General features: G+C 71.7%; 19 protein-coding genes. 9 read left to right on the top strand and 10 right to left on the bottom strand.

Features of this window, described 5'->3' with window-relative positions:
* Positions 1–22: 22 nt before the first annotated feature.
* Positions 23–3,028, bottom strand: coding sequence for an excinuclease ABC subunit UvrA (gene uvrA / locus EV284_RS16345; RefSeq protein ID WP_130334608.1), 3,006 nt, complete (start codon positions 3,026–3,028; stop codon positions 23–25).
* Positions 3,029–3,253: 225 nt separating this feature from the next.
* Between uvrA and EV284_RS16340 the strand changes: the two genes are divergently transcribed.
* On the top strand, positions 3,254–3,940 hold the full coding sequence (locus tag EV284_RS16340; RefSeq protein WP_130334606.1) for a maleylpyruvate isomerase family mycothiol-dependent enzyme: 687 nt from the start codon (positions 3,254–3,256) through the stop codon (positions 3,938–3,940).
* Between the two features lie 45 nt (positions 3,941–3,985).
* Positions 3,986–4,642, top strand: a complete 657-nt coding sequence (locus EV284_RS16335; protein ID WP_130334604.1) for an MBL fold metallo-hydrolase — start codon at positions 3,986–3,988, stop codon at positions 4,640–4,642.
* 13 nt (positions 4,643–4,655) lie between these two features.
* On the opposite strand, the gene aroQ is transcribed toward EV284_RS16335, so the two are convergent.
* The 7 genes from aroQ to EV284_RS16300 form a co-directional block, all read right to left on the bottom strand.
* A complete protein-coding gene (gene aroQ, locus EV284_RS16330) occupies positions 4,656–5,129 on the bottom strand; it encodes a type II 3-dehydroquinate dehydratase (RefSeq protein ID WP_130334797.1) in 474 nt (157 codons plus the stop codon).
* A gap of 107 nt (positions 5,130–5,236) precedes the next feature.
* Positions 5,237–6,337 carry an ionic transporter y4hA gene (locus tag EV284_RS16325; RefSeq protein ID WP_130334602.1) on the bottom strand — a complete coding sequence of 367 codons (1,101 nt, stop codon included), beginning with the start codon at positions 6,335–6,337 and terminating at the stop codon, positions 5,237–5,239.
* Positions 6,338–6,491: 154 nt separating this feature from the next.
* Positions 6,492–7,475 (bottom strand): TerC family protein, encoded by a 984-nt coding sequence (locus EV284_RS16320; RefSeq protein WP_165425534.1) that lies wholly within the window; start codon positions 7,473–7,475, stop codon positions 6,492–6,494.
* A gap of 233 nt (positions 7,476–7,708) precedes the next feature.
* A complete protein-coding gene (locus tag EV284_RS16315; protein ID WP_130334598.1) occupies positions 7,709–9,484 on the bottom strand; it encodes a TerD family protein in 1,776 nt (591 codons plus the stop codon).
* Positions 9,485–9,527: 43 nt separating this feature from the next.
* Complete coding sequence (locus EV284_RS16310; RefSeq protein WP_130334596.1) at positions 9,528–10,106, bottom strand: TerD family protein; 579 nt, start codon at positions 10,104–10,106, stop codon at positions 9,528–9,530.
* Positions 10,107–10,262: 156 nt separating this feature from the next.
* Positions 10,263–12,410, bottom strand: coding sequence for an excinuclease ABC subunit UvrB (uvrB, locus tag EV284_RS16305; RefSeq protein ID WP_130334594.1), 2,148 nt, complete (start codon positions 12,408–12,410; stop codon positions 10,263–10,265).
* 41 nt (positions 12,411–12,451) lie between these two features.
* Positions 12,452–13,327 carry an MHYT domain-containing protein gene (locus tag EV284_RS16300; protein ID WP_130334592.1) on the bottom strand — a complete coding sequence of 292 codons (876 nt, stop codon included), beginning with the start codon at positions 13,325–13,327 and terminating at the stop codon, positions 12,452–12,454.
* A gap of 278 nt (positions 13,328–13,605) precedes the next feature.
* On the opposite strand from EV284_RS16300, the gene EV284_RS16295 reads away from it, so the two are divergent.
* The 4 genes from EV284_RS16295 (at position 13,606) to EV284_RS16280 (ending at position 17,021) form a co-directional block, all read left to right on the top strand.
* Positions 13,606–14,481 (top strand): glycerophosphodiester phosphodiesterase family protein, encoded by an 876-nt coding sequence (locus EV284_RS16295; protein WP_130334590.1) that lies wholly within the window; start codon positions 13,606–13,608, stop codon positions 14,479–14,481.
* A 48-nt stretch (positions 14,482–14,529) separates the two neighbouring features.
* Complete coding sequence (locus EV284_RS16290) at positions 14,530–15,084, top strand: methylated-DNA--[protein]-cysteine S-methyltransferase (protein ID WP_130334588.1); 555 nt, start codon at positions 14,530–14,532, stop codon at positions 15,082–15,084.
* A gap of 93 nt (positions 15,085–15,177) precedes the next feature.
* On the top strand, positions 15,178–16,083 hold the full coding sequence (locus tag EV284_RS16285; RefSeq protein ID WP_130334794.1) for a pseudouridine-5'-phosphate glycosidase: 906 nt from the start codon (positions 15,178–15,180) through the stop codon (positions 16,081–16,083).
* On the top strand, positions 16,068–17,021 hold the full coding sequence (locus EV284_RS16280) for a PfkB family carbohydrate kinase (protein WP_130334586.1): 954 nt from the start codon (positions 16,068–16,070) through the stop codon (positions 17,019–17,021). The genes EV284_RS16285 and EV284_RS16280 overlap by 16 nt, the downstream gene beginning before the upstream one ends.
* Before the next feature lie 10 nt (positions 17,022–17,031).
* On the opposite strand, the gene EV284_RS16275 is transcribed toward EV284_RS16280, so the two are convergent.
* Positions 17,032–17,826: a methyltransferase domain-containing protein gene (locus tag EV284_RS16275; RefSeq protein WP_130334584.1), complete on the bottom strand. Its 795-nt coding sequence runs from the start codon at positions 17,824–17,826 to the stop codon at positions 17,032–17,034.
* Positions 17,827–18,004: 178 nt separating this feature from the next.
* Here EV284_RS16275 and EV284_RS16270 point away from each other — a divergent pair, with 178 nt between their 5' ends.
* Positions 18,005–19,132 (top strand): magnesium and cobalt transport protein CorA, encoded by a 1,128-nt coding sequence (locus EV284_RS16270; RefSeq protein WP_130334582.1) that lies wholly within the window; start codon positions 18,005–18,007, stop codon positions 19,130–19,132.
* A gap of 31 nt (positions 19,133–19,163) precedes the next feature.
* Here the strand turns inward: EV284_RS16270 and EV284_RS16265 are convergent, their stop codons facing one another.
* A complete protein-coding gene (locus EV284_RS16265; protein WP_130334580.1) occupies positions 19,164–19,796 on the bottom strand; it encodes a uridine kinase in 633 nt (210 codons plus the stop codon).
* Between the two features lie 137 nt (positions 19,797–19,933).
* Here EV284_RS16265 and EV284_RS16260 point away from each other — a divergent pair, with 137 nt between their 5' ends.
* Entirely contained in the window at positions 19,934–20,665 is a 732-nt protein-coding gene (locus EV284_RS16260; RefSeq protein WP_242625692.1) for a DUF2293 domain-containing protein, read from the top strand.
* A 240-nt stretch (positions 20,666–20,905) separates the two neighbouring features.
* Positions 20,906–22,393 (top strand): glutamate synthase subunit beta, encoded by a 1,488-nt coding sequence (locus EV284_RS16255; RefSeq protein ID WP_130334576.1) that lies wholly within the window; start codon positions 20,906–20,908, stop codon positions 22,391–22,393.
* Positions 22,394–22,398: the final 5 nt, after the last annotated feature.

Here is a 22,398-nt window from a genome sequence, read left to right as displayed (position 1 = left end):
CCACTCGTACGACGGGTTTCCGTCAGGCCTTGCGGGCCCGCGTCGCCTTCTTGGCGGCCGCCTTCTTGACCGTGCCGGCCTTGGCGGTGGCGGTGCCGTCGGCCTTGGCCGGAACCGCCTTCGCCACCGTCTTCTTCGCGGTCTTCCGTGCCCGCGGGGCCTTCACGGGACCCGCGTCGCTGACCCGGTCGGCGCCGAGGATCTCGCGCAGGAACTTCCCGGTGTGGCTGGCCGGAACCGCCGCGACCTCCTCGGGCGTGCCCTCGGCGACCACGAGACCGCCGCCCGCGCCGCCCTCCGGGCCCATGTCGATGACCCAGTCAGCGGTCTTGATCACATCGAGGTTGTGCTCGATGACGACGACCGTGTTGCCCTTGTCCACCAGACCGGTCAGGACCTTCAGCAGCTTGCTGATGTCCTCGAAGTGCAGACCGGTGGTCGGCTCGTCCAGGACGTAGACCGTGCGGCCGGTGGAGCGCTTCTGCAGCTCGCTGGCGAGCTTGACGCGCTGCGCCTCACCGCCGGACAGGGTGGTCGCGGACTGGCCCAGGCGGACGTAGCCGAGGCCGACGTCCTTCAGGGTGCGCAGGTGCCGGGAGATGGCGGGCACCGCCTCGAAGAAGTCGGTCGCCTCCTCGATCGGCATGTTCAGCACGTCGGCGATGGACTTGCCCTTGTAGTGGACCTCCAGGGTCTCCCGGTTGTACCGGGCGCCGTGGCAGACCTCGCACGGGACGTACACGTCCGGGAGGAAGTTCATCTCGATCTTGATCGTGCCGTCGCCCGAGCAGTTCTCGCAGCGGCCGCCCTTGACGTTGAAGGAGAAGCGGCCGGGCTGGTAGCCCCGCACCTTCGCCTCGGTGGTCTCGGCGAACAGCCTGCGGACGTGGTCGAAGACACCGGTGTACGTCGCCGGGTTGGAGCGCGGGGTGCGGCCGATGGGCGACTGGTCGACGTGCACGACCTTGTCCACCTGGTCGTCGCCGTCCACGCGCGTGTGGCGGCCGGGGACGTTCCGCGCGCCGTTGAGCTCGCGGGCCAGGTGGGTGTACAGGATGTCGTTGACCAGGGTCGACTTGCCCGAGCCGGACACTCCGGTGACGGCCGTGAAGACGCCCAGCGGGAAGGACACGTCGATGTCCTGGAGGTTGTTCTCCCGCGCGCCGCGCACCACGAGCTGCCGGGACGGGTCGAGCGGCCGGCGCACGTCCGGCAGCGGGATCGCCTTGCGACCGGAGAGGTACTGGCCGGTCTGCGACTCGGGGTTGGCGAGCAGCTCCTTGAGGTGACCGCTGTGGACGACCTTGCCGCCGTGCTCACCGGCACCCGGACCGATGTCCACGATCCAGTCGGCGACCTTGATGGTGTCCTCGTCGTGCTCGACCACGATGAGGGTGTTGCCCATGTCGCGCAGCCGGACCAGGGTCTCGATCAGCCGGTGGTTGTCCCGCTGGTGCAGACCGATGGAGGGCTCGTCCAGCACGTAGAGCACGCCGACCAGGCCGGAGCCGATCTGGGTGGCCAGGCGGATGCGCTGGGCCTCACCGCCGGACAGCGTGCCGGCCGCGCGGTTGAGGGAGAGGTAGTCCAGGCCGACGTCGACCAGGAAGCGCAGCCGCTCGTTGACCTCCTTCAGCACGCGCTCGGCGATCTTCTTGTCGCGGGCGTTCAGCTTCAGCTCGCCCAGGAAGTCCGCGCAGTCGCTGATCGACATCGCGGAGACCTCGGCGATCGACTTCCCCATGACGGTGACGGCGAGGACGACCGGCTTCAGCCGGGTGCCCTGGCAGGACGGGCAGGGCACCTCGCGCATGTAGCCCTCGAAGCGCTCCCGGCTGGCGTCGCTCTCGGCCTCGCTGTGCCGCCGCTTGACGAAGGGCACCGCGCCCTCGAACGGGGTGGTGTACACCCGCTCGCGTCCGTACCGGTTGCGGTAGCGGACCTCGATCTGGGTCTTGTGGCCGTACAGCAGGGCCTTCTTCGCGCGCTGGGGCAGCCCGGCGAAGGGGATGTCGGTACGGAAACCGAGGGCGTCCGCGAGGGCGTTGATCAGCCGGCCGAAGTAGTCCTTGGTGTGGCCGTGCGACCAGGGGTGGATGGCTCCCTCGTCGAGCGACTTGTCCTCGTCCGGGACGATCAGCTCCGGGTCGACCTCCATCCGCGTGCCGATGCCGGTGCACTCGGGGCAGGCGCCGAAGGGCGAGTTGAAGGAGAAGGAGCGCGGCTCCAGCTCCTCGAACGACAGGTCGTCGTACGTGCAGTACAGGTGCTCCGAGAACATGCGCTCGCGCTCGGGGTCGTCCTCGGGGAGGTCGACGAAGTCGAGCACGACCATGCCGCCGGAGAGGCCGAGGGCGGTCTCCACGGAGTCGGTCAGGCGGCGCTTGGCGGAGTCCTTCACCGTGAGGCGGTCGACGACCACCTCGATGGTGTGCTTCTCCTGCTTCTTCAGGGTCGGCGGCTCGGACAGCTGGATGGTCTGGCCGTCGACCCGCGCGCGGGAGTAGCCCTTGGTCTGGAGGTCGGAGAAGAGGTCGACGAACTCGCCCTTGCGCTCGCGCACGAGCGGGGAGAGGACCTGGAAGCGGCTGCCCTCGGGCAGCTCCAGCACCCTGTCCACGATGGCCTGCGGCGACTGGCGCGAGATGGGCCGGCCGCACTCGGGGCAGTGCGGCTTGCCGATGCGCGCGAAGAGCAGGCGCAGGTAGTCGTAGACCTCGGTGATGGTGCCGACCGTGGAGCGCGGGTTGCGCGAGGTCGACTTCTGGTCGATGGAGACCGCGGGCGAGAGGCCCTCGATGAAGTCGACGTCGGGCTTGTCCATCTGCCCGAGGAACTGGCGGGCGTACGAGGAGAGCGACTCCACGTAGCGGCGCTGGCCCTCGGCGAAGATGGTGTCGAAGGCCAGGGAGGACTTTCCCGACCCGGACAGGCCCGTGAAGACGATGAGCGCGTCACGCGGCAGGTCGAGCGAGACATTCTTCAGGTTGTGCTCGCGCGCGCCACGGACGATGAGACGGTCGGCCACGCCGGTCCGCACCTTTCTTCAGAGAAGTGACAGGGGCCGAGGCCCCCTGCTTCTTCGAGCCTAGGGGGAGCCACTGACAACGCCGGTCGGATTCCTGGAGGCATAACAATCCCCAGCCGTCCTGCATGCCCGACGCCGCCTTCGACGATATAGCACGTGCTTTCGAATTACGGAGGATGTTCGCCACCTTCACCCGAAGGAGTGGTCGGGCTAGGGTCGGGCCCCATGACCGATCACGCTCATGACCTGGCCCGTGTACAGGAAGCGACGGAACGGCTGCTCAGCGCGGCCGCCGCACTGGACAACGCGGCGCTGGCCGAGCCGTCACGGCTTCCGGGCTGGACGCGCGGACATGTCCTTGCTCACATCGCCCGCAACGCCGACGCCCTCGTGAACGTCCTCGAGGGCCGCCCGATGTACGTGAGCCCCGAGGCCCGCGACGCCGACATCGAGCGGGACGCCCCGCGCCCGCTCGAGACCCACCTCACCGACCTGCGCGACAGCGCGGCCCGGTTCGACGCGGCGGGCTCGGCGCCGGGCGACTGGAACCGCGCGGTGGAGCTGCGCAACGGCGTCACCGACGTCGCGGCCCGCCTGCCGTTCCGGCGCTGGGCCGAGGTCGGGCTGCACCACGTGGACCTCGGCGCCGGCTACGAGCTGGAGGACCTCCCGGCCGAGTTCACCGAGCGCGAGACCGAGTTCCTGGCCCAGCGCTTCCTGGGCCGACCCGACGTGCCCCCGACATCGCTGAGCGACGGCACGCGGACCTGGCGCACCGGGCAGGAGGCGCCCCAGCCCGAGGTCACCGTCACCGGCACTCCGGCCGACCTGCTGGGCTGGCTCGCCGGACGCCGGGACGGAGCCGCGCTGGAGGTGAAGGGCGGCGAGCTGCCCGCACTGCCCCCGCTGTGACCGGCGCCGGGTCACCGGCCCCCGCCCCGCTATAGGCTGATCTTCATGACGTACAGCGGCGAGGTCAGGGTCGGCGGTCCGGCGGACGTGCACGAGCTGAAGGACCTGATGATCACGAAGGTCGCGGTCGGCCCGATGAACAACAACGCCTATCTGCTGCGTTGCCGGGCCACCGACGAACAGCTCCTGATCGACGCGGCCGCCGAGCCGCACACGCTCCTCACCATGATCGGCGGGGACGGCATCGCGTCCGTCGTCACCACCCATCGGCACGGCGACCACTGGCAGGCGCTCGGCGAGGTCGTCGGTGCCACCGGCGCGCGTACGTACGCCGGCCGGGAGGACGCCCCGGGCATCCCGGTCCCCACCGACGTGCCGGTCGACGACGGGGACGTGATCCGCGTCGGCCAGGTCGAACTGACCGCGCGCCACCTGGTCGGGCACACGCCGGGCTCCATCGCGCTGGTCTACGACGACCCGCACGGCCACCCGCACGTCTTCACCGGCGACTGCCTCTTCCCCGGCGGTGTCGGCAACACCCACCAGGACCCCGAGGCGTTCGCCAGCCTGATCCACGACGTGGAGACGAAGATCTTCGACGCGCTGCCGGACGAGACCTGGGTCTACCCCGGCCACGGAGACGACACGAGCCTCGGTGCCGAGCGCCCGCATCTGCCGGAGTGGCACGCGCGCGGCTGGTGAGCCGGGGCGGCGCTCAGGCGTCGGCCCGCGCCGACCCCGCCAGCGTGGCGATCCGCTCCACCGCGAAGACGTACCCCTGCACCCCGCAGCCCGCGATCACACCGTCGGCGCGCAGCGAGACGTAGGAGTGGTGCCGGAAGGACTCGCGCTGGTGGATGTTGGAGATGTGGACCTCCACCACGGGCAGGCCGTCGCAGGTGTTGAGCGCGTCCAGGATCGCCACCGACGTGTGGGAGTAGGCGCCGGGGTTGATGACGATCCCGGCGTGGTCGAGCCGCGCCTCGTGGATCCAGTCCACCAGCTGCCCCTCGTGGTTGGACTGCCGGCAGTCCACCGTGCCGCCGTACGCGTGCGCCGCCTCGTCACACATGGCCTCCACGTCGGCCAGCGTGTCCTTGCCGTAGATCTCGGGCTGCCGCTGGCCGAGGAGGTTCAGGTTGGGCCCGTTGAGAATCATGATCGGGGCGCTGGCCAGGCTGCGGGGCACGGTGGTCTCCTCCGGTGCGTCGGGGGCGGCCGGCAGGACGGCCACCGCTCGCACCCGGTCTATCACGGCCCGCCGGGCGGCCGGCGGGCCCGGTGGGGCGCCCCCGGCTACGGGTTGAGGGCCAGCTCCAGGTAGGCGGCGAAGATGACCAGATGGACGCCGCCCTGGAGCGGGGTGGCGCGGCCGGGTACGACCGTGAGCGAAGCGACGACCACTGTGAGCGCGAGCAGCAGCATGTGCGTGGGGCCGAGGCCCAGCACGAGCGGTCCGGCCAGCCAGACCGACGCCAGGGCGACGGCCGGGATGGTCAGGCCGATGCTGGCCATGGCGGAGCCCAGCGCGAGGTTGAGGCTGGTCTGCACGCGGTCGCGGCGGGCGGCGCGCAGCGCGGCGATGGTCTCCGGGAGCAGCACGAGCAGGGCGATGATCACACCCACGACCGACGGGGGCAGGCCCGCGCCCTCCACCCCGGACTCGATGGTGGGCGACACGCCCTTGGCGAGACCGACCACGCCGACGAGGGCGAGGCCGAGCAGGCCGAGGCTGAACCAGGCCCGGCGGGCGGTCGGGGGTGCCGCGTGGTCGGCCCCGGTGATGACGTCGCCCTCCTTGGTGACCGGCAGGAAGTAGTCGCGGTGCCGGACGGTCTGGGTGGCGACGAAGAGGCCGTAGAGGATCAGCGAGGAGAAGGCCGCGAACGTCAGTTGCACGGAGGAGAACTCGGGTCCGGGCTTGCTGGTCGTGAAGGTCGGCAGTACCAGGCTGAGGGTGGCCAGGGTGGCGACCGTCGCCAGGGCGGCTCCGGTGCCCTCGGGGTTGAACACCGCGGTGCCGTGGCGCAGGGAGCCGACCAGGAGGCAGATGCCGACGATGCCGTTGCAGGTGATCATCACGGCGGCGAACACCGTGTCGCGGGCCAGGGTGGCGCTCTTGTCCCCGCCGTCGACCATGAGGGTGACGATCAGCGCCACCTCGATGATGGTGACGGCGACGGCGAGCACCAGGGAGCCGAAGGGTTCGCCCACCCGGTGGGCGACGACCTCGGCGTGGTGCACGGCGGCCAGCACGGACCCGGCGAGCACGAGGGCGACAAGGGCGACGACCGCGCCGGGCAGGCCGCGGCCCCAGGTGAAGACGAGGAGGACGACCGCGAGCACCGGCACGAGGAGCGTCCACCGCGCGGCGAGCGACCTGAGCCGAGTGATCATGCAGTGATGGTGGCAGAGGCGTACAGGGTTCGCATTCCGTTCGTTTCGTCCGGCGCACCGGTCGGGCGGGCGCGGTGGGGCGGGCGGGGCGGAGCCGTCCCGTGCGGAAGGTGCCGGGCCGCGGCACCTTCCGCACGGGTCTCGGGGTGACGGGTCAGGCGTCGATGCTGTCCTTGGAGGCGCCGGTGCCCCCGGCCGCCTCGGCGGCTGCCTGCTTCCTGGAGGCGATGAGGCTGGTGATCGTGGTGATGACGAGCACGCCGCAGATCACGGCCAGGGAGACCGGGATGCTGATCTCCGGGACGTGTACGCCCAGCTCGTGCAGGGCGTGCAGCACCAGCTTGACGCCGATGAAGCCCAGGATGACCGACAGGCCGTAGGACAGGTGGACCAGCTTCTTCAGCAGGCCCCCGATGAGGAAGTAGAGCTGGCGCAGACCCATCAGGGCGAAGGCGTTGGCGGTGAAGACGATGTACGGGTCCTGCGTCAGGCCGAAGATCGCGGGGATGGAGTCCAGCGCGAACAGCACGTCGGTGGTGCCGATGGCGAGCATCACGACCAGCATCGGGGTCATGACCCGCTTGCCGTTCTCCTCGATCCACAGCCTGGTGCCGTGGTACCGGTCGGCGACGCCGAACCTGCGCTCCGCGGCCTTCAGCAGCTTGTTCTCCTCGTACTCCTCGTCGTCGTGATCGGCGCGGGCCTCCTGGATGAGCTTCCAGGCGGTCCAGATCAGGAAGGCGCCGAAGATGAAGAACACCCAGGAGAAGCTGGCGATGATCGCCGCGCCGGCCGCGATGAAGACGGCCCGCAGGACCAGGGCTATGAGCACGCCGAAGAGCAGGACCCGCTGCTGGTACTGCGCGGGGACCGCGAACTTCGACATGATCAGGACGAAGACGAAGAGGTTGTCGACACTCAGCGACTTCTCGGTGATGAAGCCGGCGAAGAACTCCCCGGCGGGCTGCGCGCCGCCGAAGTAGAACAGTCCGAGGCCGAAGAGCCCGGCCAGGGCGATCCAGACGGCTGTCCAGATGCCCGCTTCCTTGATGGACACCTCATGCGGCTTGCGGCCGATGAGGAAGTCCACCGCGATCAGGGCTGCCAGCCCCACGATGGTCAAGACCCACAGGGTCATCGAGACGTCCACTGCACCTCCGGCATCACGTCACGGCAAACATCAGCGTTGTCGCTGCCGGAGGTCTCTTCCACCCGAGGGACGGGCCGGCGCCCCGGAATCCATGGGGATCCGTATTGACGGGGTCGCCGCATCAAGGAGTACTCCCCTCCGCACGAACACGGTAGCGCAATCACCAAGGGAGAGTAAAGAGAAAAGTAAAGTAAAGACCAAGTGAGCAGCTCAGAGAGTCTTTACTCTCCCTTGATCCTGGCCGCGAAGACCTCGCTGAGCACCTGCTGGAGCACCGCCCCGCCCCGCGGCGGCAGTGACGGTTCGAAGATCCAGGCGTGCCCGACCCAGGGGTCGGCGAAATGGTCGTCGGGTGAGGGCGTGAGTCGCGTCAGCGAACGCCACAGCGGGTCGAGCGAAGGCCCGTACTCCCCGGCGTCCGCACGGTCCGCGACCAGCAGCAGATGGACCCCGGCCGCCGGGCCCTCGTCGGCGAGGAAGCGGAGCCGGGTCAGGGCGCGGTCGTCGAAGCCCTGCGGGAAGTCGTTGACCATCACCAGGCGCCGGGCGGTGTCGAAGCCGTCCGGCAACGCCTCGGTGGCGCCGCCGCCGATCGCCATGCGTACGAGGTCGACCCGCCGGGTGAGCGCCTCCAGCGCCTGGGCGACGCCCGCCGTGCCCCTCGCGGGCGGTCCCGTCAGCGCGCCCGTCCGGGTGAGAGCCCCGATCGGTCCGGCTCCGGACCCGGCCGGGTCGACGACCTCCACGGAGAACTCCCCCACCGGGTGGACGGCGAGCAGCCGCGCGGCGAGGGCCACGGCGACGTCCAGGGCCAGGCGGCGCCGCTCGGCCGTGTCCGTGAGGTCGGCCGGTGTGGCGCCGCTGTCGACCCACAGGCCCCGCTCCAGCGGCAGCCTGACCAGCATCGGAATGCGCAGGGACGCGGCCTCGGGAAGGTGGAGGTCGCCCAGCCGCACGGCATGGGGCACTTCCGTCGGCATCCGGTGGCCCTGCCAGACGGGGCTGTCCCAGCGGGCGTACGCGGCCGGCAGTGCGGGCTCGACGACCTTTGCCTCGGCGGTGAGCTGGGCGAGGTCCCGGTCGTGGGCCGCCTGCGCCCGGCCCATCAGCTCGTCGTGCTTGGCCTGGGCCGCCTTCCGTGCCGCCTCCCCGGCGCCCCCGATCCTGGCGCGCGGGTCGGCCAGGGCCGCGTCGAGCTCCCGGTCGAGGCGGGCGGCGGCGAAGTCCGCCGCGCTGCGCAGGGCCGCGGTGGAGCGGGCCAGGTCCTCGAACATGCCCCAGACCTGGTTGTAGAGCCGCTCCTCCATGGACCAGCCCGCCGCGTCGCCCGCGATGGGCTGCGGCTGCGGCTGCGGCTGCGGCTGCAGCCGCGGGGAAGCCTGTCGCCCGGGGTGGGTGTAGTCGACGGGTCCGCCGTCGGACGGACGGGTCTTCGCCGGAGCGGCGGCCTGGGCCGCTCCGGGGCGTGCTGCTTCATGGATCGCCTCGGCCGCTTCGCGGGCCCCGGGCAGCCCGAGGTCCGCCAGGAGTGCGGTGAGGCCCTCCGCGTACCCCTGGCCGACCGCGCGCACCTTCCAGCCGCCCTGTCTGCGGTACAGCTCCAGCGCGACGACGGCCGACTCGGCGTCCAGCCCGGCGAGGGTGAAGCCGACGATCTCCGTGCCGTCGGCATCGGTGACGGTCACCCGCGGGGCGGCCGTCGCGCCGAACCGCGCCGCCGGCCCCGGCAGCGCCAGCAGCACGGTGACGCGGTGCACCGCCTCGGACAGCGCCCCCAGGTCGGCAGAGAGACGGTGCCCGGCGGCCGTCGCGTTGGGCACCTCGACACCGGCGAGGACCGGGGCGCCGGGATGGGCGATCCCTTGGCCGTCACGGACGCGGCCGCCCTCGTCACCGAGAGCGGCCGCCACGAGCACGGGGACCTCGGCCGAGATCAGGATCTCCAGCCGGGTCCGGGGCAGCGGGTGGTTCTGCCCCCGCACCAGTTCGACCCCCATCGCCGTCCCCCTGTGTCGTGTCGTGGTGCGGGCCGGTCACCCCCTAGAGGTGCGGCAGGATCGCCGGCATCAGGTCCTGGAAGGTGCGCCCGTTGGCCGGCTCGCCCAGCGCGGTCATCGTCCAGCCGACGCCCTGGCGGTGCACCTTGGCCATGATCTGCGCGGTGTACTCGCCGCCGCCCGCCAGCGTGTAGCGCGCGAGTTCCTGGCCGTTGGTCTCGTCCACCAGGCGGCAGAACGCGTTCTGCACCTCCTGGAAGGTCTGCCCGGTGAAGGAGTTCACCGTGAAGACGATCTGGTCGACGTGGGGCGGGACCCGCTGGAGGTCCACCAGGACGGCCTCGTCGTCGCCGCCCTGCCCGACACCGCCGACGAGGTTGTCACCGGTGTGCCGCACGGAACCGTCGTCGCTCACCAGATGGCGGAAGAAGACCACGTCGACCGGCTGCTTCTCGGCGAAGAGGACCGCCGAGGCGTCCAGGTCGATCTCGCGGGTGCGCGAGCCGAACAGCCCCCGTCGCTTCGCCGCCTGCCAGCCGAGACCCATACGGACCGCGGTCAGGGTGGCCCCGTCCTTCTTCTCCAGGCTGATGGCCTGGCCCTTGGTCATGTTGACGGTCACGGCTGAATCCCCTCTCGGTGTTCCCCTGTTGCCGCGCATCACGCGGTTGCCCAGAACCCTACGCAGCGTCGCCGACCGTGCCGAACCCCGGCCCGCGCTTTGTGTCGGTGTTGCAACACAGGGCGCGTATGCCGAGGTCCGGACGGGTCGGGAGGGTCAGGCGAGACCGGCCTCCCGCATCTGGCGCAGTTCCTTCTTCATCTCGGACACCTCGTCGCGCAGCCGGGCGGCGATCTCGAACTGGAGCTCCGCGGCGGCGGCGCGCATCCGGTCCGTCATCTCCTCGATCTGCCCGGCGAGTTCGGCGGCCGGCTGGTCCGTGGGCTGTGTCTTGCCCCTGGCCTTCGTCCTGGCCGCCTTCGCCTTGGCGTCCTGGGTCGCCTTGCCGCCCAGGCTGGGCACGGGCGCCTTGGCCGCCTTGCCGTCCTTCTGCTGCCGGTAACCGGTGCCGAGGAGCTGCTCGGTGTCGACGTCCTCGCGGGCGATCTGCGCCACGATGTCGTTGATCTTCTTGCGCAGCGGCTGCGGGTCGATGCCGTTGGCCTTGTTGTACGCGACCTGCTTCTCGCGGCGCCGGTTGGTCTCGTCGATGGCCTTCTCCATCGCCGGGGTGATCTTGTCGGCGTACATGTGGACCTGGCCGGAGACGTTGCGCGCCGCGCGGCCGATGGTCTGGATCAGCGAGGTGCCGGAGCGCAGGAAGCCCTCCTTGTCGGCGTCGAGGATGGCCACCAGGGACACCTCGGGCAGGTCGAGGCCCTCGCGCAGCAGGTTGATGCCGACCAGGACGTCGTACTCACCGGCGCGCAGCTCGCGCAGCAGCTCCACGCGGCGCAGGGTGTCCACGTCGCTGTGCAGATAGCGCACCTGGATGCCGAGTTCCACGAAGTAGTCGGTGAGGTCCTCGGCCATCTTCTTGGTGAGGGTGGTGACCAGGACGCGCTCGTCCTTGTCGGTGCGCTCGCGGATCTCGTGCACCAGGTCGTCGATCTGGCCCTCGGTCGGCTTGACCACGACCTCGGGGTCGACCAGGCCGGTCGGGCGGATGATCTGCTCCACCACGCCGTCGCCCCGGGACAGCTCGTAGGCGCCCGGCGTCGCCGACAGGTACACGGTCTGCCCGATGCGCTCCTGGAACTCCTCCCACTTCAGGGGTCGGTTGTCCAGCGCGGAGGGCAGCCGGAAGCCGTGGTCGACCAGCGTGCGCTTCCTGGACGCGTCGCCTTCGTACATGGCGCCGATCTGCGGGACGGTGACGTGCGACTCGTCGATGACCAGCAGGAAGTCGTCCGGGAAGTAGTCGAGCAGGGTGTTCGGCGGGGATCCGGGGAGACGGCCGTCGAAGTGCATCGAGTAGTTCTCCACGCCGGAACAGGTGCCGATCTGGCGGAGCATCTCGATGTCGTAGGTGGTGCGCATCCGCAGGCGCTGGGCCTCCAGGAGCTTGCCCTGGTTCTCCAGCTCGGCCAGGCGCTCCCCCAGCTCCTTCTCGATGCCGTTGACGGCGCGCTCCATGCGCTCCGGTCCGGCGACGTAGTGGGAGGCGGGGAAGACGTAGAGCTGCTGGTCCTCGCTGATGATCTCGCCGGTGATCGGGTGCAGCGTGGACAGCGCCTCGATCTCGTCGCCGAACATCTCGATGCGGACGGCCAGCTCCTCGTAGACCGGGAAGATCTCGATGGTGTCGCCGCGCACGCGGAAGGTGCCGCGCGTGAAGGCGGTGTCGTTGCGCGTGTACTGGATGTCGACGAAGCGGCGCAGCAGGTCGTCCCGGTCGATCTCCTCACCGACCTTGAGCGGGACCATGCGGTCCACGTACTCCTGCGGCGTGCCCAGGCCGTAGATGCACGAGACGGAGGCGACCACGACCACGTCACGGCGGGTGAGCAGGGAGTTCGTCGCCGAGTGGCGCAGGCGCTCGACCTCCTCGTTGATCGAGGAGTCCTTCTCGATGTAGGTGTCCGACTGCGGGACGTACGCCTCTGGCTGGTAGTAGTCGTAGTAGGAGACGAAGTACTCGACCGCGTTGTTCGGGAGCAGCTCGCGGAACTCGTTGGCCAACTGGGCGGCCAGTGTCTTGTTCGGCGCCATGACCAGGGTCGGGCGCTGGAGCTTCTCGATCATCCACGCGGTGGTGGCGGACTTGCCGGTGCCGGTCGCGCCGAGCAGCACGACGTCCTTCTCGCCGCCCTGCACACGCTTGGCCAGGTCGGCGATGGCAGCAGGCTGGTCGCCGCTGGGCTGGTAGGAGCTGACGACCTCGAAGGGCGCCACCGTGCGTTCGATCTTTGAAACGGGCCGCATGCCATCAACCGTACGACCCCCCACTGACAACGGGTCCGGAGTCAGTGGCTCTGCGGGGTGCGGGAGCCGTGGGCGTCGGCGTGGACCGGCTCCCGGTACGCCCGCCGCGGCGGGCGAACGCGCTGGTGGGAGGAGACCGCCGTGGCCGGGACGCCCGGCTTGGACTCCTCGGGGACGTGCTGCGGCGCGCCCTTGACCATCAGCGGGTCGAACATCACGACGACGGCCGCGAGGAGCAGGAGGGCGAGCGGTCCGACGAGGATCGGCGCGAGCACGGCGGCCGGCGAGCCGCTGGTCGCGGTGCCGGGTGTGCCGTGGAGGTGGACGGTGAGTCCGGCCATACCGGTGTAGTGCATGCCGCTGACGGCGAGGCCCATGACGAGGCTGGCGCCGATGCTGCCCCGCCACCCCCGGACGTGACCGGCGGCCCAGAGGGCGACGGTGGCGGCCACCACGGCGATGACGACGGAGGCGACGACGCCGGTGAGGTCGTAGGTGAACTCTCCGTCGAAGCGCATGCCGGCCATGCCGAGGTAGTGCATCGAGGCGACGCCCAGGCCGGTGATGGTGCCGCCGGTGACGAGCGAGGTGCCGCTGGCGCCCCGGTAGCCGATCATGAAGATCCCGACGCCCACCATGACGATGGCCAGGCCGAGGCTGGCGTAGGTCATCGGTTTGTCGAAGCGGATCGGCGTCTCGTCGATGGAGAAGCCCATCATGGCGATGAAGTGCATGGTCCAGATGCCGGAGCCGATCGCGGTCGAGCCCAGGGCCAGCCACGCGGGCCGCCACGAGTGCGTGACCAGCAGGGAGCGGGTGGTGCAGCGCAGGCCGAGGGCGCCGCCCATGCAGGCCATCACATAGCCCACCAGGGGGGTGACCACCCCGTAGCTGAATCCGTCGATCGTGCCTCGCATGCGCGGCTGTCCCTCGCCTTCTCGCGTGGTGGAACACACGCGATGTTCCCCCTGCCCGGGGCCGCTGCGGCGGTCGGGGCTGACGCTGAGAGTATGGCTGCCACCGGAATGGTCGAATGATTTTCCGGCAAAGAAACACGGCCTTTACCCACATGTGCGGCACCGGTGTGCGGACTTGGGCTCGGCCGTTCATCGTGTGGCCGTTCCGCGCCGGTGTGCTGTTGACGCTCTGCCGTCACTCTGGTGCTGTGGGTGTCCGCCGGACAAGAGGAGTATGCATGCACGCGCACGCAGTCACCGCCGCAGCCGTCGCTGCCTTGGGGGCGGCGGTCCTGCTGAGCCCCGACTCCGACTCCGACGCCCGGTTCGTCCGGGCGACCCAGCCCACGGTGGTCGCCCACCGCGGGGCCTCCGCGTACGCGCCCGAGAACACGCTGGCCTCCATCGACAAGGCGGCGAGGCTGGGCTTCTCCTGGGTGGAGAACGACGTGCAGCGCACCAAGGACGGCAGGCTGGTCGTGATCCACGACGACAGCCTGGCGCGCACGACGAACGTCGAGGACGTCTTCCCCGGCCGGGCTCCCTGGAAGGTGAAGGACTTCACGGCGGCGGAGATCGCCCGGCTGGACGCGGGGAGCTGGTTCTCCCCCGCCTACGCGGGCGCGCGCGTGCCGACGCTGGAGGGCTACATGCGCCGGGTCGAGCACAACCACGAGAAGCTGCTGCTGGAGATCAAGAACCCCGAGCTGTACCCGGGCATGGAGGCGCAGATCCTCAAGACCCTGGGCAACGAGGGCTGGCTGGACCGCGCGCACCAGAAGCGGCTGATCGTGCAGAGCTTCAGCCCGGACAGCATCCGTACCGTGCACCGGCTCAAGCCCGCGCTGACCACCGGCTACCTGGGCCGTCCGGAGGTCGCCGAGCTGAAGGACTACGCCCGGTTCTCCGACCTGGTCAACCCGGCGTACGCGGACATCTCCGCGAGCTACGTCTCCACCGCGCACGCGCTGAAGGGGCCGCACGGCAAGCCCCTCCGGGTCTTCACCTGGACGGTGAACGACGCGGCCACGGCCCGTAAGGTCCGGGGCTACGGCGTCGACGGCATCATCACCAACAAGCCGGACGTGGTGCGCACGGCCCTCAGCGCCGGCTGATTCCCACGTCAGGGCCGGTTGTCGGTGGCGGGTCGTACCGTGGTCGGCATGGAAAGCCAGGGGCAGGACGGACAGCGGGTCGGGTGGGCGGTCGTGGACAGCCCGATCGGACCGCTGATGCTGGCCGCCAGCGGCCAGGGGCTGGTCAACGTGGTCTTCCACGCCACCGGCCCGGTGTGCGAGCGCGCGCGCCGGCGGCTGGCCGCGCGGTACGGCGCCGAACCGGTCGAGGAGCCGGGCGCACCCCTGCTGGCGGAGGCGATACGGCAGGTCGAGGCGTATCTGGCGGGCGAGCGCCGGGACTTCGACCTGCCGCTGGACTGGTCGCTGATCTCCGGTTTCCACCGGGCGGTGCTGCGCGAACTGGCCGCCGGCGTCCCCTACGGCACGGTGGTCGGATACGGCGAACTGGCCCGGCGGGTCGGGCAGCCGGGCGGGGCGCAGGCGGTGGGCACGGCGATGGGCGCCAACCCGCTGCCGGTGGTCGTGCCGTGTCACCGGGTGGTGGAGCGCGACGGCGGGATCGGGGGCTTCGGGGGCGGGCTGGAGACGAAGCGCCGGCTGCTCGCGCTGGAGGGCGTGCTGCCGGAGCCGCTGTTCTGACGGTGCCTCCCGTCGATTCCGGGCCACGGCGTTTGGCCGGGAGCCGCGCCCGCCAGGAATGAGGGGAGGCGACTGACGGGAGGCGGGCGCGTGGTGCTGGTGTTGTCGGAGGAGGTCCGGGAGGCGACGGCCACCGGACGGCCGGTGGTGGCCCTTGAGTCGACGATCATCGCGCACGGGCTGCCACGCCCGCGCAATCTCCAGGTGGCGCTGGAGCTGGAGGACGTGGTCCGGCACGAGGGGGCTGTCCCCGCCACGATCGCCGTGCTCGACGGAGAGCCCCATGTCGGACTGGACAAAGGCCAGTTGGAGCGGATCGCCAACGAGGACGGCATCCGCAAGCTGGGCCACCGGGACCTGCCGCTCGCCATGGCCTCCGGGGCGAGCGGGGCGACCACGGTGTCGGCGACGGCGCGGTTGGCGGCGCTGGCCGGCATCCGTGTGTTCGCGACCGGCGGGCTGGGCGGGGTGCACCGGCAGTGGACGGCCACCCAGGACGAGTCGGCCGACCTCGGGCTCCTGGCCCGGACCCGGATGACCGTGGTGTGCGCGGGCGTGAAGTCGATCCTGGACGTGCCGGCCACCCTGCAGCGGCTGGAGACCCTGGGTGTGGCCGTCGCCGGGTACCGCACCGAGCGGTTCCCCGGCTTCTATCTGTCCGACTCGGGCCACCCGGTGGAGTGGACGCTGCGGGACCCGGAGCAGGTCGCGGAGGTCATGCGGGCACAGGACACCCTCGGCGGACCGGAGTCGGCGCTGATCGTGGCCAACCCCGTCCCACCTGAGCGGCAGCTCGATCCCGGGCTGCACACGCGTGTGCTCGCCGAGGCGCTGCGGGCCTGCGAGGAGGAGGGGATCACCGGCCAGGCCGTCACCCCGTTCCTGCTCGCTCATCTCGTCCGGCACACCGACGGGGAGTCGCTGCGCGCCAATCTGGCGGCGGTGCGCGGCAATGTGGAGCTGGCGGCACGGATCGCCACGGCGTGGGCGATGAGGTGACCGGCGGCCCGAGGGGAGGGCTGCTGGTCGTCGGGGACGTGATCACCGACGTGGTGGCCCGGCACCGGGGCCCGCTCGCCGCGCGCACCGACACGGCCGCCGTGATCCGGACGCTGCCGGGCGGCGCGGGCGCCAACGTGGCGTGCTGGGCCGCCGACGCGGGCTGCGCGGACGTCACGCTGCTGGCGCGGGTGGGCGCGGACGCGGCGCGGTGGCACGAGCGGGAGCTGCTGGCGGCCGGGGTGCGGCCGCGCCTGGTGGTGGACCCGGTGGAGCCGACCGGCACGGTGATCTGCCTGGTCGACGGGGAGGCGGCGGCCGAGCGCACGTTCCTCACCTCCAGCGGGGCTTCGCTGCGGCTCGAACCGGCCGACTTCTCCGAGCGGCTGCTCGACGGCGTGGCCCGGCTGCATCTTTCGGGGTACCTGCTGTTCGCCGAGTCCAGCCGGGCGTTGGCCGAGACCGCGCTGGCGGCGGCGCGTGCGCGCGGGGTGCCGGTGAGTCTCGACCCGGCTTCGGCGGGGTTCCTCGCGCGGTTCGGCACGGACCGGTTCCTGGAGTTCGCCGGGCGGCTCGATGTGCTGCTGCCCAGCCGGGACGAGGCGTGCCTGCTCACGGGGGTGTCCGACTGGGCGGAGGCGGCGGCGGAGTTGAGCGGGCTGGGGCCGGTGGTGGTGGCCAAGTCGGGAGCGGAGGGGGCACTGGTGGCGCGGGCGGGGGTGGTGAGTGCCCGGGTTCCGGCGGCACCGGTCCGGGCGACGGACAGTACGGGGGCCGGGGACGCGTTCACCGGCGCGTTCCTGGCGGCTCTGGTGGCGGGCGCCCCTCCGGAGGCCGCGGCGGAGTGGGGATGCCGGGCCGGGGCGCGGGCGGTGCGGCAGGTGGGCGGCAGGCCCCCGCGCCCGGACGACGACGGGCGGGCGCCGCGCACCCGCTGACGCCGGTGCGTCAGACCTTGCGTCCCCAGGCCGAGATCATCGGCGCCGTCGCCAGATCCATGCCGCCCGCCGCGACGTTGGCGAGGTGGCGGTCGATGTCCTCGTCGGTCGCGAGCCCCGCTTCGACCAGACGGCCCCGGATCTGACGGACCGTGGCCAGTTCGAGCGCGGTGCACGCGGGTGAGGTGAGCGGGAAGTACGCGTCGGCCTCGACCTGCCGCAGCCCGGCCTCACGGAGGAGCCGCGGCAGGCGGCGCCCGTAGGAGAGGTCGGCGCCACGCTCGGCGAGGAGCCGGCGGAAGCCCTGGCGCAGCCGGTTGGCGAGCCGCTCCTCGGGGCCGTGCTCGTCGGGGCAGGTCAGGGGTTGCAGGGCCGGGTCGGCGTCCTCGATCAGCAGCCGGCCACCGGGCCGCAGCGCTTCGGTCATGGAGCGCAACGCCCGCTCCCGGTCCGGGACATGGACCAGCACGAGCCGGGCGTGCACCAGGTCGAAGCCCCGGCCCGGCGGCTCTTCACCGCCCACGTCATGGGTACGGACCTCCACCGGCGGCCGGGCCACGGTGTCCAGGCGCGAGGTGTCGATGTCGGTGGCGAGGACGGTACCGGTCGGGCCGACCTTCCGGGCGAGCCAGGAGACGACGGAGGTGCCCCCGGCACCGACCTCCCAGCAGCGCCAGCCGGCGCCGATGCCGAGGCGTTCGAGGTGGCGGAACGTGGTGGGGTCGAAGAGGGAGGCGAACGCGTCGAAGCGTTCACCCGCCTCGGCCTGCCGGTTGTCCAGGAGGTATCCGTCCGATGGCGTCATGTCCCGTATCGTCCCAGCCGGTCGCCGCGTCCGGGGCGGCCGACCCTCCGTCCACAGGCGGGAACCAAGCGGAATCCGCTGTTCCCACAGGCTTTCCCGGCCCTCTCGACGGACTGGCAGACTGACCGGGCAGGGCACGAACGGTGTCAGGTGCGGAGATCCAGGCAAGGAGATCCAGATGTCGATGGCGGGGAATCTGCGGAGAGTCACGAAGCTGAGCAGGGTCGGCGGCCTGCGCAAGGTGGCCGGTCTGGCCCGGCGCCGGCCGCGTGTGGACCTGAGCCACCCGGCCAGGTCGCCGCTGGGTTCCTCGGTCGTGAACTGCGTGACGTATCAGGACGGCATACGCGTGCCGGGCTCCGCGGATGTGGTGGACGCCGTGAAGACGGTCCGCAACACCGGCCACGGTTTCGTCTGGCTGGGTCTGCACGAGCCGACCACCGAGGAGTTCGCCGATGTGGCCGAGCTGTTCGACCTGCACCCGCTCGCGGTGGAGGACGCGGTGGAGGCCCACCAGCGCCCGAAGCTGGAGCGGTACGGCGACACGCTCTTCGCGGTGCTGAAGACCGTCTGCTACGTGGAACACGAGAAGCTGACGGCGACGAGCGAGGTGGTGAACACCGGCGAGATCATGGTGTTCGTCGGCGAGGACTTCGTCATCACCGTGCGGCACGGCCACCATGGTTCGCTGGGCCCGCTGCGCGAGGAGTTGGAGTCGCGCCCGCGTCAGCTCGCCAAGGGCCCCTCGGCGGTGCTGCACGCCGTCGCGGACCATGTGGTGGACGAGTACCTGAACGTCACGGACGCGGTGCAGGGCGATGTCGAGCAGGTCGAGACGGACGTCTTCTCCGAAGAAGGCGGGCGGGCCGATCCGGGGCGGATCTACCAGCTCAAGCGCGAACTGCTCGAACTGAAACGGGCGGCGGTGCCGCTGGTGCGTCCGGTGGAGGACCTGGCCACCCGGCCGATGAGGGTGGTCGACCCGGAGATACAGGCGTACTTCCGCGATGTGATGGACCATCTGATACGGGCCAAGGACCAGATCGCCGCGTTCGACGAACTGCTCAACTCCATCCTCCAGGCCCATCTGGCCCAGGTGACGGTCGCGCAGAACGAGGACATGCGGAAGATCACGGCCTGGGCCGCGATCGTCGCGGTGCCGACGATGGTCTGCGGTGTCTACGGCATGAACTTCGAGTACATGCCGGAGGCGCGGTGGCACTACGGCTACCCGGTGATCATGGGCGTCACCGCGCTGGCCTGTGTCGCGCTCTGGCGGGGCTTCCGGCGCAACGGCTGGTTCTGACACGCCGGCCCTCCGGGTCCGGCAGGCGAGGTCAGCCGTTCCAGGCGGGATGCCGGGGGTCGTCGGCGCGTACGACGACGTCGGCCGTCGCGGCGGGGTCGGTCTCCTTCTCGTAGCGGGCGAAGGCGGGGAGCGTCCAGTGGTCGGGGTCGGGGGTGCGGCGGCGCAGCGCGCCGGGCGACAGCAGGACGTGGACGGTCAGGTCGAAGGGGAACCAGTGCTGGAGAAGAAGGGGGCCGTGCAGGAGCAGTACCCCGCCGGGCGGTAGCCGGACAGGGGAGCTGCGGGTGGCGCGGTCGGTGACCGGGTCCCACAGATCGGGCAGTACCCGCCCGTCGCCCCCGGCGTCCAGGGGGCCGAGGACCTCGCGCCACAGCGCGCCGGTGTCGAACCAGCCGCTGTAGTACGACTCCTCGTCGCGCCGCCCGTGCTCCAGGCGGAGGGAGGCGGGGCGCAGGAAGCCCTCGGCACCGACGACCAGTGCGGGCCGGCCGCGCACCCGGAGCGCCTCGGAGATCCGGGTGGCCAGGTCACCCGGCCCGGCGGCGGGCGCTCCGTCGAGGCCCACACGCGGCCAGGGGCTGCCGTCGGCGGGCTCCAGCGCCAGAATCCGGTCGGCGAGCCGTTCGGCCAGCCGCTCCCAGGTGATCGCTTCGAGTCGCACACGCCCATGATGCCGGGAAGCCGGACAAGGACTGAACTACAGGAGGGAAGGAGGAGTGCCCCGGCCTCGTGCGGGAGGACGGGCCGGTGGTGGGGAAGGAAGCGCGTATGGCACGTCCCGCAGGTGCACGCCGTCCCGTGGAGCCACGCTCTGCCGCCCTGCCCGATGCCGGGGGCGGCCCGGTCGTGGTGCAGCCGCGGCGGCGCAAGCACTGCGCGGCCTGCCGGCGGGGGCCGCTGGCTCTGCTGGTGCTGGAGGACGGGGTGCCGCGTTGCCTCGACTGCGCTGATCTGGGGCACCTGGTGTTCCTCCCGCGCGGGGATGCCGCCCTGACCCGCAGGGCGCGGGAGGAGAGCGCGCTCTCGGCGGTGGTGGTGCGGTTCGCGCGGCGGCGTGGCCGGTACGAGCGCCAGGGGCTGCTGGTGGAGGAGGCCGCGCTGGCGCGGGCGGAGGAGCGCTGCCTGGCCGACGCGGAGGTCAGGGAGCGGCGCCGGGTCCGGGACGCCCGACGCCGGGTGGCGGAGGACGAGCGCTTCGTCGCGGAGTTCGCGGCGGAGATCGGGCGGCTGTTCCCCGGTTGTCCGGACGGCCGGGCACGGGCGGTCGCCGGGCACGCGGCCCTGCGGGGCAGTGGGCGGGTCGGGCGGAGCGCGGCCGGCCGGGCGCTGTCGGAGGCGGCGGTGACCTCGGCGGTGGTGGCGTCGGTACGGCACCTGGACACGCCGTACGACGGACTGCTGATGCGCGGGGTGCCCCGGCGTGAGGCCCGCGAGCGGATCGCCGGGGCGGTGGAGGAGGTACTGCGGGAGTGGCGGGAGCCGGCCGCGCGGGCGGGGGTGGAACCGGGACGGGAGCAGGGAGAGGAGTGACGGAAGTGGAGCGAGCGGGCCGTGGGGCGCGGGCGTGGGCCGGCGGGCCGTGGCGTGCGGAAAGGTGGCGTCCGCCGCCCTGCGCGGGGGTCGGTGGCGACGTATCGTGGCCGGAAGGACACCGGGACGGGGCCGCCCCCGGGACGGGTGACCGCCGAGGGTCCCCCGTTCGATGTCGCCCGGCCCGTGGTACCCCCAGTGCCCTCCGTATCCCGGTACACGTCCTCGAGGAAGACGCCCATGGCCGATCCCAAGGGATTCATGAGCACACCGCGCCAGGAGTGGCCGCGGCGGCCGGTGGTGGAGCGGGTCCGGGACTGGGACGAGATCTACGTACCGGGGGCGCTGCTGCCGATCGTGAGTGCGCAGGCGAACCGGTGCATGGACTGCGGGGTCCCGTTCTGCCACGAAGCGTGCCCGCTGGGGAACCTGATCCCCGAGTGGAACGACCTGGTGGCCCGGTCGGACTGGCGGGCGGCGAGCGAGCGGCTGCACGCGACGAACAACTTCCCCGAGTTCACCGGCAGGCTGTGCCCGGCGCCCTGCGAGGCGGGGTGTGTGCTGGCGATCAACCAGCCCGCCGTCACGATCAAGAACGTCGAGTGGGCGATCGCCGAGCGGGCCTGGCAGGAGGGGTTCGTGCCGCCCCGGCCGCCGGACCGGCTGTCGGGGAAGACGGTCGCGGTGATCGGGTCCGGGCCGACCGGGCTGGCCGCCGCGCAGCAGCTCACGCGGGCGGGGCACACCGTGGTGGTGTACGAGAAGGACGACCGGATCGGGGGGCTGATGCGGTACGGCATCCCCGAGTTCAAGATGGAGAAGCGCTTCCTGGACCGGCGCCTTACGCAGATGCTGGCGGAGGGGACGCGGTTCCGCACGTCGACGGCGGTCGGGCGGGACGTGCCCGCGCAGGAGCTGCGGTCCCGGTACGACGCGGTGGTGATCGCCACCGGGGCCACGGCGTGGCGGGAACTGGCGGTGCCGGGACGGGAGTTGGCCGGCGTCCAGCAGGCCATGGAGTACCTCCCGCCGGCCAACCGGGTGTGCGCGGGCGACCTGGAGGCCAATCCCCTGTCGGCGGCCGGGCGGCATGTGGTGATCGTGGGCGGCGGGGACACCGGGGCCGACTGCCTGGGGACGGCGGTACGCGAGGGCGCCGCGTCCGTGACCCAGCTGGACATCTACGCCCGGCCGGGCGGGGAGCGGGACGCGGAGGCGGAGCCCTGGCCGACGTACCCGAAGCTCTACCGTCTCTCCGGCGCGCACGAGGAGGCGGGTGAGCTGCGGACGGCTCCGGCGGCGGATGCGGACGCGCGGCTGTTCGCGGCGTCCACACTCCGGTTCGCCGGGGACGGGCGGGGACGGGTGAAGGAGCTGCACCTGGTGGAGGTGGACGCCCGGCGGCAGCCGGTGGCGGGTACCGAGCGGGTGCTGGCGGCCGACCTGGTGCTATTGGCGCTCGGCTTCTCGGGGCCGGACCGCGCGGACGGGCTCATCGACCAGTTGGGGCTGGAGACGGAGCCGCGCGGCACGCTCGCGCGGGACGGGGAGTTCGGCACCAACGTGCCGGGCGTGTTCGCCGCCGGGGACGCGGCGCGCGGTCAGTCGCTCGTGGTGTGGGCGATCGCGGAGGGCCGGGCGGTGGCGGCGGCCGTGGACCGGTATCTGATGGGTGAGTCGTGGCTGGAGGCGCCGATCTCGCCGTACGACCGGCCGATGGCGGTGTAGCCATC

It is taken from the genome of Streptomyces sp. BK022 (assembly GCF_004217355.1).
In the GTDB taxonomy this organism is placed as follows: domain Bacteria; phylum Actinomycetota; class Actinomycetes; order Streptomycetales; family Streptomycetaceae; genus Streptomyces; species Streptomyces griseoluteus.
Note: the sequence above shows the minus strand (reverse complement) of the source record. Positions and strands in the feature narration are given on the sequence as shown.

What these genes read in the sequence shown, in the direction of transcription:
- EV284_RS16340 (WP_130334606.1), top strand. Translation starts at nt 3,254, where the DNA reads ATGACCGATCACGCTCATGACCTGGCCCGTGTACAGGAAGCGACGGAA.
- EV284_RS16335 (WP_130334604.1), top strand. Translation starts at nt 3,986, where the DNA reads ATGACGTACAGCGGCGAGGTCAGGGTCGGCGGTCCGGCGGACGTGCAC.
- EV284_RS16325 (WP_130334602.1), bottom strand. Translation starts at nt 6,337, where the DNA reads ATGATCACTCGGCTCAGGTCGCTCGCCGCGCGGTGGACGCTCCTCGTG.
- EV284_RS16320 (WP_165425534.1), bottom strand. Translation starts at nt 7,475, where the DNA reads ATGACCCTGTGGGTCTTGACCATCGTGGGGCTGGCAGCCCTGATCGCG.
- EV284_RS16315 (WP_130334598.1), bottom strand. Translation starts at nt 9,484, where the DNA reads ATGGGGGTCGAACTGGTGCGGGGGCAGAACCACCCGCTGCCCCGGACC.
- uvrB (WP_130334594.1), bottom strand. Translation starts at nt 12,410, where the DNA reads ATGCGGCCCGTTTCAAAGATCGAACGCACGGTGGCGCCCTTCGAGGTC.
- EV284_RS16300 (WP_130334592.1), bottom strand. Translation starts at nt 13,327, where the DNA reads ATGCGAGGCACGATCGACGGATTCAGCTACGGGGTGGTCACCCCCCTG.
- EV284_RS16295 (WP_130334590.1), top strand. Translation starts at nt 13,606, where the DNA reads ATGCACGCGCACGCAGTCACCGCCGCAGCCGTCGCTGCCTTGGGGGCG.
- EV284_RS16290 (WP_130334588.1), top strand. Translation starts at nt 14,530, where the DNA reads ATGGAAAGCCAGGGGCAGGACGGACAGCGGGTCGGGTGGGCGGTCGTG.
- EV284_RS16275 (WP_130334584.1), bottom strand. Translation starts at nt 17,826, where the DNA reads ATGACGCCATCGGACGGATACCTCCTGGACAACCGGCAGGCCGAGGCG.
- EV284_RS16270 (WP_130334582.1), top strand. Translation starts at nt 18,005, where the DNA reads ATGTCGATGGCGGGGAATCTGCGGAGAGTCACGAAGCTGAGCAGGGTC.
- EV284_RS16255 (WP_130334576.1), top strand. Translation starts at nt 20,906, where the DNA reads ATGGCCGATCCCAAGGGATTCATGAGCACACCGCGCCAGGAGTGGCCG.